Genomic DNA, 13945 nt, shown 5'->3' with positions numbered 1-13945 from the left:
GCCCGCCATGCGAGTGCTATTCATCCTGATCTTGCTGGCCAATCTGTGGATAGCGGCGCTGGGCCAAGGCTGGATCGGCATACGGCCCGAAGACGAAGGCCGCGACACGCGCCGTTTCAGCCAGGAGCTGAACCCGGGCGCGGTGACGCTGGTTCCCCGTAAAGCGCCGTAGGCCTGCCCCCGGGACAAGCCCGATCAGGTGCTGCCGGGTCGGTCCAGCCAGGGCGCAAGCGCGGCCAAGGTCCGCCGCGTTGCCCCGGCATGCGAATCAAACCAGGCACGCGCCGCCTGACTCGCTGCCTGCCGGCGCGGCGCATCGGCAAGCAAGGCCATCGCGCTGTCCACCGCCTGCCCCGTATCCGCCGCGCGCAAGACCGCGCCCGCTGCGATCGCGTCTTCCGCCGCCTGCTTGAAATTGAACGTGTGCGGCCCGACGATGACGGGCACGCCGGCGGCGCAGGCTTCGATCAGATTCTGGCCGCCCAGCGGCGCAAAACTGCCCGCAACGATGGCCACGTCCGACGCCGCGTAATAGAACGCCATCTCGCCCAGCGTATCGCCCAGCACCACCACGGTGTCCGGATCGGGCTCGGTGCCCTCAGAACGCCGCACGAACGCCAGCCCCGCCTCCGCCAACTGGCGCGCCGCCTCGTCAAAACGCTGCGGATGCCGGGGAATCAACAGGAGCAACGGGGAGTCCGGCGCCCGCCGCGCGGCGGCATGCCGCTTGATCGCGCCGATGAAACCGCTGTCCTCGCCCTCGCGGGTGCTGGCCACGGCCAGGACGGGCCTGCCCAACTGCGCCCGCCACGCCCGGCCCGCCTGCACCTGCGGCGCCGGCAAGGCCAGATCGAATTTCAGATTGCCCGTGACGATGGGCGCGGCGGCCCCCGCCTGCGCCAGCCTGCCTGCGTCTTCGGCAGTCTGTGCCAGCACCAGGTCCAGGCCGGCCAGCGCTTCGCGCATCACGCCGCCCATCCGGCCCGCCTGGCGCAGCGACGAGGCCGAGAACCGGGCGCTGACCAGCGCCATCGGCACGCGCGCGCGCCGGGCCGCCGCCAGCAGGTTGGGCCAGATCTCGCGTTCGATCAGCAGGCCGCACCGGGGGCGATAGCTATCCATGAAGCGACGCGTCGCACGGGGAAAGTCGTAGGGCAGCCACGTCTGGCGCAATTGTCCGCAAGCAATGGCCTGGGGAAACAGGCGCTGGCCCTCGGCGCGGCCGGTCGCGGTCATGTGGGTCAACAACACGGGCAGGCCGCGGTCAAGCAACGCCTGCAGCAGTGGTTGGGCGGCGCGGGTCTCGCCCAGGCTGACGGCATGCACCCACACGGGCGCCGTCCAGGACAAAAAAGGCACGGCGTCGGCTGCCGCTGGCGACGGCGCTGCGGCATGGCCAAACCGTTCCGGCGAGAAGATTCCCCATTCGCCGCCGGCGCGCCTGGCCCGACGGGCCATCCACAGCCAGACCAGCGGTGACAATGCCCTGAGCGCCAGAGAGTAGACGCCGCGGTTCATGTCACTGGGCGGCCAATGCCTGCTCCACCGCCGCCATCACGGCTTCACGCGACGGCGACGCGCCGCGGTCTCCCAGGCTGGCGGTGTAGTTCGAACCGACCAGCGGAGTTCTCACGGGAGTGGAGGCGCGGTAGATGCCGATGGTGGGGCGGCCCAGGGCGGCGGACAAATGGGTCAGGCCGCTGTCCAGGCCCACCATCAGGCGCGAACCCGCCAGCAGGCGGGCCACCGAACTCAGATCCATGCGGGGCATCACCTCGGCCCCATCCATGCCGGCCACCAGCAGGCCGGCGCGCTGGGCTTCAGATTCATTTCCTGCCAGCAGCTTCAAGGTGCAGCCGGCTTCGCGCAACCGGCGAAAGACCGCCCGCCAGTCCTCTTCGGGCCACAATTTATCGTCGCGGCTGGCCGAAGGCATGATCACTGCGTAGCCTCGATCGGTATCCAAATGATGTAAACGTGGCAGATCCGCCACATTATTTTGGTCGACAATATCGGAAACATCGCGCGATTGTGCCGCCAGTCGCGCGAATTCTTGCAATCCGAAATCAGGCAAACCAGCATGTTGGTAACCGAAAGTCAGTGCCGCCAATTTACGTTGCCGAATGACTGCGGGCTGCCAAAACTCCACACGATGTCGCACGTTGTAAAACAACGATGCCAACGGTTCGCGTGCGGATCGCCAATCCAGACCGTGGCGAACGCCGCGTGTTTGACGCACCAGCCAGGCGGACTTCAGTAAGGCCTGCATATCCAGCACGACGTCATATTGCTTTTCGCGCAGGCGTTCGCGCAACGCTTTACGTTCTGCCCGCACCTGCTGCGACCACCAGGCTTTTCGCCACCGGCGGTGTGCCACTTTGATCACGGAACTCACCGCAGGGTGCCACGACGGGATCTCGGCAAAAGCCTCTTCCGCCACCCAATCTATCTCCGCGTCCGGCACATGGCGGGCAATATCGGTAATAGCAGGCAACATATGCACTAGATCGCCAAGTGACGATGTTCGAACGATGAGAATGCGAGTAGGCATCAATAAGAAATTGGATGTTTACATTCGTGGACACCCAGGGGATTCAAGTATTATTACTGTCTAACCCCGGGTGGGTCCAAATAACCCCGGCAATTTACATCAAAACAATCTGATGACCATCAATCCCGTTACTGACCGGAAGCTGCGTTTTGCCATTGTGGGCTGTGGACGCATCTCCAAGAATCACATCGGCGCGATCACCCAGCACGGGGACAGGGCCGAACTGGTAGAAGTTTGCGACACCAACCCTGACGCATTGAAGGCTGCCGCCGAAGCGACGGGCGCTACCCCCTATTCCTCGTTGACCGAACTGCTGGCCAACAGCACTGCTGACGCCGTAATCCTGGCCACGCCCTCTGGCCTGCACCCGTGGCAAGCCATCGAGATCGCCCAGTCCGGTCGCCACGTCATCAGCGAAAAACCCATGGCCACGCGCTGGGAAGACGGCAAGCGCATGGTCAAGGCCTGTGACGAAGCCGGGGTCCGCCTCTTCGTCGTCAAGCAGAACCGCCGCAATGCCACCCTGCAGCTGCTGAAGAAGGCCATCGACCAAGGCCGCTTCGGCCGGATCTACATGGTCACCGTCAACGTCTTCTGGACGCGACCGCAAGATTACTACGACGCGGCCCGTTGGCGCGGAAAGTGGGAGTGGGATGGTGGCGCATTCATGAACCAGGCCAGCCACTATGTCGACCTGCTCGACTGGCTGGTCGGCCCGGTCGAAAGCGTCTATGCCTTCACGGCTACCCTTGCGCGCCGCATCGAAGCGGAAGACACCGGTGTAGCAGCAGTGCGCTGGCGCCATGGCGCCATGGGCTCGATCAACGTCACCATGCTGACCTACCCGCAGAACCTGGAAGGCTCGATCACCATCCTGGGCGAGAAGGGCACTGTCCGCGTGGGCGGCGTGGCCGTCAACCGAATCGACGAATGGAAATTCGCTGACGAGCACCCCGACGACACCAAGATCCGCGAAGCCAACTACGAAACGACTTCGGTCTACGGCTTTGGCCACCCGCTGTATTACGACAACGTCATCCGCACGCTGCGCGGCGAATGCGAACCGGAGACCGACGGCCGCGAAGGCCTGCAGTCCCTGGCGCTGCTGACCGCCATGTACCGTTCCGCCCGCGATGGCGTGCGCGTTCCGCTGCCGCTGGACTGATCCAATGAGCATCCATTCCACTGCTATCGTTGATGACGGCGCCCAAATCGGCACGACCAGCCGGGTATGGCATTGGGTCCACGTCTGTGGCGGCGCCGTTATCGGCGAAGGCTGCTCGCTGGGCCAGAACGTGTTCGTCGGCAACAAGGTCAAGATCGGTGATCGCGTCAAGATCCAGAACAACGTATCCGTCTACGACAATGTGACGCTCGAAGACGACGTGTTCTGCGGCCCGAGCATGGTGTTCACCAATGTCTACAACCCGCGGGCGGCCATCGAACGCAAGAACGAATACCGCAACACGCTGGTGCGCCAGGGCGCCACGCTGGGTGCCAACAGCACGATCGTGTGCGGCGCCACCGTAGGACGCTACGCCTTCGTCGGCGCGGGCGCCGTCGTCAATAAAGACGTGCCTGACTATGCCCTCGTTGTGGGCGTGCCTGCCAAGCAGATCGGCTGGATGAGCCGCTATGGCGAACAGCTCGACCTGCCCCTGACCGGCAACGGCCAGGCCACGTGCGCACATACGGGCGAAACCTATATTTTGAAGGATGGCGTCTGCCAACAGGCGTAAACACCATGCAATTCATTGACCTGAAAAAACAGTACCAAGTCCTGCGCGATCCGATCAACTCCCGTATCCAGAAAGTCCTGGATCATGGGCAGTACATCATGGGTCCCGAGGTCAAGGAACTGGAAACCGCCCTGGCCGCGTACACCGGCGCCAAGCATTGCATCACGGTAGCCTCGGGCACCGAGGCTTTGCTGATTGCGTTGATGGCACTGGGCGTGAAGGCGGGCGACGAAGTCATCACCACGTCGTTCACGTTCGTCGCCACGGCCGAGGTCATCGTGTTGCTGGGTGCCGTGCCGGTGTTCGTCGACGTCGAGCCCGACACCTGCAACATCAAAGTGTCGGAAATCGAAGCCAAAATCACGCCTCGCACCAAGGCCATCATCCCCGTCTCCCTGTACGGGCAGTGCGGCGACATGGACGAGGTCAACGCGATCGGCGCCAAACACGGCATCGCGGTCATCGAAGACGCGGCGCAGAGCTTTGGCGCCTCGTATAAGGGCAAGAAAAGCTGCAACCTGTCGACCATCGGCTGCACCAGCTTCTTCCCGAGCAAGCCGCTGGGCTGTTATGGCGATGGCGGCGCACTGTTCACGAACGATGACGAGTTGGCCCAGGCCATGCGCGAAATCCGCGTGCACGGCCAGTCTGCCCGCTACTACCACACCCGCGTCGGCGTCGGCGGCCGCATGGACACCCTGCAATGCGCAGTGGTGCTAGGCAAGCTGGAACGCTTCGAATGGGAAGTCGAACAACGCCTGAAGATCGGCGCCCGCTACCAGCAGTTGCTGGCAGATTTGCCGGACGGGGCGCGTACCGTGACGGTGCGCCCGGACCGCGACAGCGTCTGGGCCCAGTTCACCGTCATCGTGCCGAACCGCGAGGCCGTGATCGCGCACCTGAAGGAAGCCGGCATCCCGACGGCGATCCACTACCCGCGCCCTATTCACGCGCAACCGGCGTATGCAGCGTTCGCGGACGGCGAAGGCGCGACCCCGGTTTCGGACATGTTGGCGGAACGCGTCATGAGCCTGCCAATGCATCCCGATCTTGACGAGGCCACGCAAGATCAGATCGTCGCTACCGTCCGCGCCGCACTCGCCCGTTGAATATGACCAAGAAGATCCTGACCGTCCTGGGGGCCCGCCCGCAGTTCATCAAAGCCAGCGTGGTGTCGGCGGCCATCGCCCGGCACCCGCAGCTATCCGAAGTGCTGGTCCATACGGGCCAGCACTTCGACGCCAACATGTCTGATGTGTTCTTCGACGAACTCGGCATGAAGCAACCCGAGCATCAGCTGGACATACACGGAGGCGGCCACGGCGAGATGACCGGCCGCATGCTGATCGAACTGGAACGCGTCGTGCAGGACGAACGTCCGGACGCGGTCCTGGTCTACGGCGACACCAACTCGACGTTGGCCGGCGCCCTGGTGGCCGCCAAGCTGCATATCCCGGTGGCCCACGTCGAAGCGGGACTGCGTTCGTTCAATATGCGCATGCCGGAAGAGGTCAACCGCGTTCTGACGGATCGCGTGTCGCGCTGGCTCTATACACCGACGGATACCGCCACTGCGCACCTGATCCGAGAGGGCATGGATCCTTCGCGCATCATCCAGGTGGGCGATGTCATGCTGGACGTGGCCCGTTTCCAGGGCACCCGAGTCAACGCCGAAGGCGGCGCACTGGCGCGCTTCGGATTGACGCCGGGGCAGTACATCCTGGTGACGATCCACCGCGCCGAAAATACCGACGATCCCCAACGGCTCGGCATCATCGTCGATGCATTGATGCAAGTTGGCGCCGACCATGAAGTGGTGTGGCCGCTGCATCCGCGCACACGCAACATCCTGGAAAAGCTCGGCCTGCGGGACAAACTCGCAAGCCGCATCAAGCTGGTCGAGCCCGTCGGCTACCTCGACATGGTGCAACTGGAGAAGTACTGCAAGCTGGTCCTGACCGACTCCGGCGGCGTCCAGAAGGAAGCATTCTTCCATGAGCGGCCCTGTGTCACTGTGCGCGACGAAACCGAATGGACGGAACTGGTCGACGCCGGCTGGAACCGCTTGGCGCCCCCGACATCGGTGGAGGGCATCCTCTCGGCCATCGGGATGGCACTAACTCATCAGCCTACGCCTACCAGCCCATATGGCGACGGTAGCGCAGCAGACAAAATAGCCGAGAGTCTGGCTGAATAACGCAAGGGCCTTCGGGCCCTGTTTTCCTTCCTGCGACCCCGAATCTTCGCTATCCATGATGGCACTATGCGTCAATTACAAAACTCCATAAGGCACGCATTCGTCAACCTGCCGCGTCGCATCAAGCAAATACTGGCTATTGGGCTTGACGCGTGCCTGCTGCTCTTGGCGTTTCAGCTCGCGCTTTGGCTGCGCTTTGAACTGTTCTTTTTCGACGATCACTACATCCTGTTCTCGATTGTCGCCAGCGGCACCGGCGTGCTTGCGCTTGCCGCGCTGGGCCTGTACCGATACATCCTGCGCTACATGAACGAGCGCGTGGTGTTGTCGGTCATGGGCGGTATCATCGTATCCCTGATGGCCGTGGTCAGCGTCGACCGTTTCCTGGAAATCGGCCGCGGCCTGTCGCGCGGCGTGCTGACCATCTACTGCCTGCTGGCGTTGGTGCTGCTGCTGGGCTCGCGCCTGCTCGCGCGCCGTGTGCTGTTCCCGCGAGCCGGCATGATGTCGGCCGAGCGCTATGTACCGGTGATCATCTACGGCGCGGGCGGCGCCGGATCCCAGCTTGCAACCGCACTGGACGCCGGCCCGCATTACCGCACGGTCGCGGCGCTGGACGATGACCCGCGCAAGCAGGGGCTGATGATGGCGGGCATCCGCATCCATGCCCCCTCGAAGCTACCGGAACTGATCGAACGCTACACCCCGCACCAACTGCTGATAGCGATGCCCTCTGCTTCGCGCGGGCGCGTTCGCGAAATCGTCGAAAGTGTCGCCGATTACCCGTTACGGATTCGCCTGGTACCCAGCATCCGTGAACTGATCGTCCCGACCGACGGGCCGCGCCTGCGCGACCTGCAGATCGAAGACTTGCTTGGCCGCGACCCTGTGGCGCCGCAGCAGGAACTGCTGGGTCGCTGCGTGACCGGCCGGGTGGTCATGGTCAGTGGCGGCGGTGGCTCGATCGGATCCGAACTATGCCGCCAGATCGTCAGCCTGCGCCCCCGCAAGCTCGTGATCCTGGAAGTTTCCGAGGCCGCGCTCTACCTCGTCGATCAGGCGATCCGTTCACTGCCCGACGCCCGGCTGCTGGAGGTCGTTTCGGTGCTGGGGTCGGTGCGCGACGCCAAGCTATGCAAATCGGTATTCCGCGAACACGGCGTCGAGACCATCTACCATGCGGCCGCTTACAAGCATGTGCCGATCGTCGAGCACAATCCGGCAGAAGGCATTCTGACCAACGCATTTGGCACGCTCACGCTGTCGACGGCGGCAGTGGAATGCGGCGTGCAGGACTTCGTGCTGATCTCGACCGACAAGGCGGTGCGGCCCACCAACATCATGGGCACTTCCAAGCGCCTGGCCGAACTGATCCTGCAGGCCTTGTCGCAGACACAGACCGGCACCCGCTTTTCGATGGTCCGCTTCGGCAACGTGCTGGGTAGCTCGGGCAGCGTCGTGCCCCTGTTTCAGAAACAGATCCTCGCAGGGGGCCCGATCACCCTCACCCATCTGGAAATCACACGCTACTTCATGACCATCCCCGAAGCCGCGCAGCTGGTGCTGCAGGCCGGGTCAATGGGCGAGTCCGGGTCAGTCTTCGTACTGGATATGGGCGAACCGGTGCGCATCGTCGACCTCGCCTACCGCATGGTCCGTCTGTACGGCCTGACGGTACGCGACGAAGACCACCCCGACGGCGATATCGAGCTCCTCGTGACCGGCTTGCGCCCGGGCGAGAAACTCTATGAAGAATTGCTGATTGGCGGCGACGTGACGGAAACCGAGCATCCTCGCATCCTGAAAGCACGCGAGCGGGACATCCCCTATGCCGAATTGATGGTGGCCCTGGAAGCGCTCGGCCAGTCCCTGGTAACCAACGACCGCCTCGCCATCGTCACCATGCTGCAGCAGTTGGTGCCGGAATACCAACCGACGGCGGCAACATGACCCGGGCTTGCACCCACAGCACGGTCAGGAGTTCCGCTTGAGCTTTCGCAAGAACGTCATTGCGATGTTGTCAGGTACGGCCGCGGCCCAAGCGATTCCGCTGGCCATGTCCCCGGTATTGACGCGCCTGTACAGCCCCGAAGCTATCGGGCTGCAAACGCTTTTCATGGGATGGACGGCCGCGCTCGGCGTCGCAGCGACGTGCCGTTACGACCTGGCGGTGGTGCTGCCTGATTCGGATGACGAGGCCGACAGCATCGCCGCCGTTGTCCTGGCCATCGCCACCTTCGTGCTGCTGGCACTGGCTGTAGCCGTAGCGCTTGCCGGCGGTGACCTGGCAAACCTGTCCGGATATGCCGGCCACACTGCCTGGCTGTGGTTGCTGGTGCCCATGGTCTTCGGTACCACGCTCACCTTGCTGGGTACTGCCTATGCGTCCCGCGAGCGCAGTTTCACCCGCATCGCCAAGGCCGCTGTGCTGAATCAAGCGGGCTATGCAGCCATCGCCGTCGGTATCGGCTTGCTGGGCGCGCACGCCGAGGGTCTGGTCTGGGCCAAGATGGGCGGCCAGTTGCTAGGTCTTGCTGTCATCCTGGGTGGTGTCGGATACGCGCTGCGGCGCGTCCTTCAGAACTGGGATTGGACGCGAATGCGCACTGTAGCGCGCAGCTACCGCCAGTTCCTGTACTACAACACCCCGTACAGCCTGATCGGCACAATCGCCCGCGACATGCCCATTTTCGTGTTTGCCGCCATGTCCGCCACCGCCGCCGCCGGCTTTTACGGCCTGACGCGCACGGTGCTGCTGGCGCCCACCTTGCTGGTGTCCGGCGCGCTAAGCCAGGTTTTCTTCCGCGAGGCAGTGGCGCTGAAAGGCACCCCTCGCTTGGCGGAATTGACCGAAGGTCTACTCAAGCTGGGCCTTCTGGCGGGTGCACCATTGTTCGCATTCTGCACCGTCTGGGGCGACGTGCTGTTCGAGAACCTGTTCGGCGCCAACTGGTCGCAGGCCGGTCATTTCGCCATGATCATGGCGCCGGCTGCCTGGATGTCATTGCAGACAGGCTGGCCGGAACGCCTGTTCGAGGTTTCGATGCGCCAGGATGTCTCATTTAAGGTCCAGATCGCCGCGGATATAATCACGGCCGCCGCAGTCATCACTCCGCTGGCGATGGGTATGGACGTCATTGTCTCGATTGCCGCGTTCACTGCGGCCAATCTGCTCTACCACAGCATTTACCTCATCGCGATCTACCGCGTGAGCGGCTTCGCGTCCAATCGGCTGGGCCGGCTTCTGGGCCTGGGATGGATGGCTTTCGGGTTATCGTGCCTGGTGCTGGGTGCCTTGCGCCTGCTCCCGGGGCCTAGCCTGGCTATCGCGGTTGGCGCAGCAGTCATCGCTTCCGCTGCGGCGGCCCTGACGGGCCGCAAGCTGTGGCGAAATGTCGCTCTAATCATGCACGTGAAGGAAACAGCAACATGATCGCCATCGTTGATTACGACGTCGGCAACGTCGGGTCCGTCCTGAACATGCTCCGCAAGGTCGGCGCGAAGGCCGAGATCACCAGGGACCCCGCAGCCTTGCGCGCGGCCGACAAGCTGGTGCTGCCTGGCGTAGGCGCCTTTGACGAGGCCATCGCCCACCTGCGCCGCTTCGAACTCTGGGACCTTCTCAATGAACTGGTCCTGACCGAGCGCAAGCCGATCCTGGGCGTCTGTCTCGGCGCCCAGCTGATGACCCGTTCCAGCGAAGAAGGCGCTCAACCCGGGTTTGGCTGGCTGGACGCGCACATCCAGCGCTTCCGCGTTCCTGAAGGGGCGTCCCTGCGAATCCCCCACATGGGTTGGAACATCGTCAAGCCTACTCGGCCCGACATCGGCATCTTCAAAGGCGTGGCCGACCCCATGCGCTTTTACTTCGTCCATTCGTACCACATGGTCGCCGACTCGCCCGATATTGCCCTCGGTACCACCCCTTACGGTCAGGAATTCGTCAGCGTATTGGGTCGGGACAATATCCTTGCCATGCAATACCATCCGGAAAAAAGCCACAAATACGGCCTCCAGATCTATCGCAACTTCGTCGAGCAATTTCAATCGTGCTAAAGACCCGCATCATCCCCTGCCTGTTGCTGCGCGGCCGCGGTCTCTATAAGACCGTCAAGTTCAAGGACCCCACCTACGTCGGGGATCCTGTCAACGCCGTGAAGATCTTCAACGAAAAGGAAGTGGACGAACTGATCCTGCTCGACATCACCGCGACACAGGAAAAGCGCGAACCGAATTTCGAGCTGATCGAAGATATCGCGAGCGAATGCTTCATGCCCCTGAGCTATGGCGGCGGCGTCGCCTCCATGGAGCACATGCGCCGGCTGTACCGGCTCGGCGTCGAAAAGATCTCGCTGAACGCCGCGGCGTTCACCAACCGCCGGCTGGTGCAGGAAAGCTGCGCCGCCTTCGGCAGTTCCAGCGTGATCGCCTCGATCGATGTCAAAAAGACGTTCCTGGGCAAGTACGAAGTGTGGATCAACGGCGGCAAGACCAACACCAAGGAAGACCCGATCCGCTATGCCGAAGACTTGTCCAAGGCCGGCGTAGGCGAGATCCTGGTCAACAGTGTCGACCGCGATGGCACGATGTCAGGCTACGACGTGGCATTCCTGGAAAAAATGTCCGCCGCTGTGGACACGCCGATCATCGCCTGCGGCGGGGCAGGCAACCTCCAGCATATGCGCGAAGCCGTGGACAAGGCCCATGTACCGGCGTTCGCAGCCGGCAGCATGTTCGTCTTCCACGGCAAGCACCGAGCGGTGCTGATCAACTACCCTAGCCAGAAAGAGTTGGACCAGCTGTTTTCATAACGGCCCCTTTTTTTCCAAGTTTCAAATCGCAGCACCCACTTACGCGCTGGATTGGTCCAATCGTTGACGGTCAACGACGGACGCAGACGTAACCGGATGACCGCCACCGCCCGGCGGATCGATACAGGCGGCAAAGGACCCCGGTGGCGCCAGGCGCGACCGCCCCCACCGCCTCGATCCCAAGCGAGCATCCGGAACTCGGCTCCCGGCTTCTACAAATTGCTATGCCCGCACAGCCAATGTGCAACAGGACCTTATGAATACCCGTACCTACCAGAGATGTACGAGCTGTGTCATGGACACCACCGACCCGGACATCACGTTCAACGAGCAGGGCGTTTGCAACCACTGCCAACGTTACGACCTGCTGGTCCGCGACGTTGTCGACCGCGCCACTCGCGGCGAACGCACGCAGGAACTGGACGCCATGGTTGCGCGCATCAAGGAAGCGGGCAAGGGCAAGGATTACGACTGCATCATGGGCTTGAGCGGCGGCGTCGACAGCTCGTACGTGGCCTATACCGCCAAGCGCCTGGGGCTACGCCCACTGGCGGTGCACTTCGACAGCGGCTGGAACTCGGAACTGGCTGTCAACAACATCGAGAACATCGTCAAGCGCCTGGGCATCGACTTGTACACGCATGTCGTGAACTGGGACGAAATGCGCGACCTGCAACTGGCATTCTTCAAGGCGTCGGTGGCCAATTGCGACATTCCGACTGATCACGCTTTCCCGGCCATCCTGCTACGCCAGGCTGCGCGCCACGGTATTAAATATGTGCTGTCGGGCAGCAATTACGCCACTGAATTCATCTTGCCGTCGTCCTGGGGTTACCAGTCGGGTGACCTGAGGCATTTGAAGGATATTCAACGGCAGTTCGGCCAAGGCCGACTTCGGGATTATCCTACTATCGGATTCTTCAAACAGTACATCTGGTATCCGTATATCCGCGGAATCAAAACGGTTAAACCACTCAATTATCTGCCGTATAACAAGTTCGATGCCAAGCAGACCATCATGAATGAGTTGGGCTGGCGCGATTACGGCGGCAAGCACTATGAGTCGATATTTACACGATTCTTCCAGGGTTATTATCTCCCCACGAAGTTCGGTTACGACAAGCGCTTGGCGCATTTGTCTTCGTTGATTAAATCGGGGCAGTTGTCGCGCGAAGCGGCGCTGGAGGAATTGCAGCAGCCAACCTATGACCCCGCGCTGCAGGAAGACGATAAGAAATTCGTCGCCAAGAAGCTGGGCGTGACCGTTGCTGAGTTGGAAGAGATATTTGCCCGGCCCAATAAGGACTATACCGACTACGCGTCGTATGCCAAGTTGTTCGATATTGGGCTGCGTGTGAAACGAGCGATAACCAAACTATAAGGGCGCCGTATGCTGGGTCTGCTGTCACGTCACCGCGTTTTTGTCGCGTATTGCGCGTCACTGTTATGGCTGCTGGCCGCGAGCCTGTGGTTCGCGGAATTGACCAATAAGGGGCTGGGTCATGCACCGGTCGTGGCCGCCATTATCGGCGGCGCCGTCATATCGTATGTGCTGATCTGGAAAGCCCTGTCGTTGGCAGCCCCGCGCCTGACCAACTGGCCCAGCGAAACGCACCTCGTCCCGCCGCCGTTATCCCGCACCAAGTCCATGGTGCTTTTGGCGCTGGCCCTGCTGTTTGCGGCCGTGTTCATTGCCCACATGGTGACCCTGGGCAACGTCCCGATCCTCGCGGCACTGTCTTCCACGGACGACTACGGCATCAGCGTCATCCGGCAGGAAGGCTATTTCGGCTTGCCGCTGTGGCTACGCTACATGAGCGACTACAGCTTCAAGGCGCTTGGGCCGGCACTCCTAGTCATCACCTACCTGTACCGCAAGCGGCTCTTCTGGTTCGTTCTGCTGGTGGGCTCGCTGTATTCCCTGGCAGTGTTCGTGCGCATCCTGCCCGCCATTTTCCTCACCCCTCTGCTGCTGTTGCTGCTGTTCCAGCGCCGCTGGCTGCACCTGGTGCTGACCGCAGCGCTGCTGGCTTTGCTCATCACGGTAGCCACCTCGGCGTCCGCGCCTGGGATCCGCACCAGCTTCGTACCGGAAGAAAGCAAACCCCTGATCAGCCAATCCGACAAGGAAGTGGCCTCTGGCTACACCGCCGCAAAGGCGCCCGAAAAAGACTGGCGGACCGGATCGGCCCTATATGCCATCTTTGAACGCGCCCTGTTCGTGCCCGGGCAGGTGATCGACCAGTGGTTTTATTTCTACAGCCGCCCGGAAGTGCGGGAACACGGATGCGGATACCGGACTCTGGCTCGCTTCATGGGCTGCGAATACGTGCCCGTTCCCAGCAAGCTGTATCAGGCCTTCTACCAGGAAAACACACAGCGGGGCATGCAGGGCAGCCTGAACGCCGTGTCGTTCATGAGCGATTACGCCAACTTCGGCCCCATCGGCGTGGTCGTTTCCACGATCCTGACCGCCCTGCTTTTCTGCGTGATCACGATCGTCTATCGAGACCATCCGCTCGCACTGCCGCTGAATATCCCGCTGGTCATGGTCTCGATGGAGACCAGTATCATCACCGCCTTGAATTCAGGTGCAGGCTGGCTGGCCATGACTGCGCTGTTCCTATACTTCTTCCGCACAAAATAA

Annotated in this window: 13 protein-coding genes; 11 read left to right on the top strand and 2 right to left on the bottom strand. The window is 62.2% G+C overall.

What is annotated here, in order from left to right:
• Window positions 1–7: 7 nt before the first annotated feature.
• Window positions 8–172, top strand: coding sequence for a hypothetical protein (locus tag AC3WMU_RS11990; RefSeq protein ID WP_006224857.1), 165 nt, complete (start codon window positions 8–10; stop codon window positions 170–172).
• Window positions 173–195: 23 nt separating this feature from the next.
• Here the strand turns inward: AC3WMU_RS11990 and AC3WMU_RS11985 are convergent, their stop codons facing one another.
• Together AC3WMU_RS11985 and waaC are read right to left on the bottom strand one after the other, a co-directional pair.
• Complete coding sequence (locus AC3WMU_RS11985; RefSeq protein ID WP_492282397.1) at window positions 196–1518, bottom strand: 3-deoxy-D-manno-octulosonic acid transferase; 1323 nt, start codon at window positions 1516–1518, stop codon at window positions 196–198.
• Window position 1519: 1 nt separating this feature from the next.
• Window positions 1520–2551, bottom strand: a complete 1032-nt coding sequence (gene waaC / locus AC3WMU_RS11980) for a lipopolysaccharide heptosyltransferase I (RefSeq protein WP_035213102.1) — start codon at window positions 2549–2551, stop codon at window positions 1520–1522.
• 112 nt (window positions 2552–2663) lie between these two features.
• Here waaC and AC3WMU_RS11975 point away from each other — a divergent pair, with 112 nt between their 5' ends.
• The 10 genes from AC3WMU_RS11975 to AC3WMU_RS11930 all read left to right on the top strand — a co-directional run bounded on the left by AC3WMU_RS11975 (window position 2664) and on the right by AC3WMU_RS11930 (window position 13945).
• Entirely contained in the window at window positions 2664–3716 is a 1053-nt protein-coding gene (locus AC3WMU_RS11975) for a Gfo/Idh/MocA family protein (RefSeq protein ID WP_006224860.1), read from the top strand.
• 4 nt (window positions 3717–3720) lie between these two features.
• On the top strand, window positions 3721–4290 hold the full coding sequence (locus tag AC3WMU_RS11970) for an acyltransferase (RefSeq protein WP_006224861.1): 570 nt from the start codon (window positions 3721–3723) through the stop codon (window positions 4288–4290).
• Between the two features lie 5 nt (window positions 4291–4295).
• Window positions 4296–5399: a DegT/DnrJ/EryC1/StrS family aminotransferase gene (locus AC3WMU_RS11965; RefSeq protein WP_006224862.1), complete on the top strand. Its 1104-nt coding sequence runs from the start codon at window positions 4296–4298 to the stop codon at window positions 5397–5399.
• A gap of 2 nt (window positions 5400–5401) precedes the next feature.
• Window positions 5402–6487 carry a non-hydrolyzing UDP-N-acetylglucosamine 2-epimerase gene (wecB, locus tag AC3WMU_RS11960; RefSeq protein WP_006224863.1) on the top strand — a complete coding sequence of 362 codons (1086 nt, stop codon included), beginning with the start codon at window positions 5402–5404 and terminating at the stop codon, window positions 6485–6487.
• 66 nt (window positions 6488–6553) lie between these two features.
• On the top strand, window positions 6554–8437 hold the full coding sequence (locus tag AC3WMU_RS11955) for a polysaccharide biosynthesis protein (RefSeq protein WP_280028401.1): 1884 nt from the start codon (window positions 6554–6556) through the stop codon (window positions 8435–8437).
• A gap of 37 nt (window positions 8438–8474) precedes the next feature.
• Window positions 8475–9920, top strand: coding sequence for a lipopolysaccharide biosynthesis protein (locus tag AC3WMU_RS11950; protein ID WP_006222913.1), 1446 nt, complete (start codon window positions 8475–8477; stop codon window positions 9918–9920).
• Complete coding sequence (gene hisH / locus AC3WMU_RS11945; protein ID WP_006222915.1) at window positions 9917–10543, top strand: imidazole glycerol phosphate synthase subunit HisH; 627 nt, start codon at window positions 9917–9919, stop codon at window positions 10541–10543. The genes AC3WMU_RS11950 and hisH overlap by 4 nt, the downstream gene beginning before the upstream one ends.
• Complete coding sequence (locus tag AC3WMU_RS11940; RefSeq protein ID WP_006222916.1) at window positions 10537–11298, top strand: AglZ/HisF2 family acetamidino modification protein; 762 nt, start codon at window positions 10537–10539, stop codon at window positions 11296–11298. The genes hisH and AC3WMU_RS11940 overlap by 7 nt, the downstream gene beginning before the upstream one ends.
• Window positions 11299–11554: 256 nt before the next feature.
• Window positions 11555–12679 carry an N-acetyl sugar amidotransferase gene (locus AC3WMU_RS11935; protein ID WP_081533987.1) on the top strand — a complete coding sequence of 375 codons (1125 nt, stop codon included), beginning with the start codon at window positions 11555–11557 and terminating at the stop codon, window positions 12677–12679.
• A 9-nt stretch (window positions 12680–12688) separates the two neighbouring features.
• Window positions 12689–13945, top strand: a complete 1257-nt coding sequence (locus tag AC3WMU_RS11930; RefSeq protein WP_006222918.1) for a hypothetical protein — start codon at window positions 12689–12691, stop codon at window positions 13943–13945.

The organism is Achromobacter sp. FW305-C-13, assembly GCF_058783475.1.
This window is presented reverse-complemented; position numbering and strand designations above follow the sequence as displayed.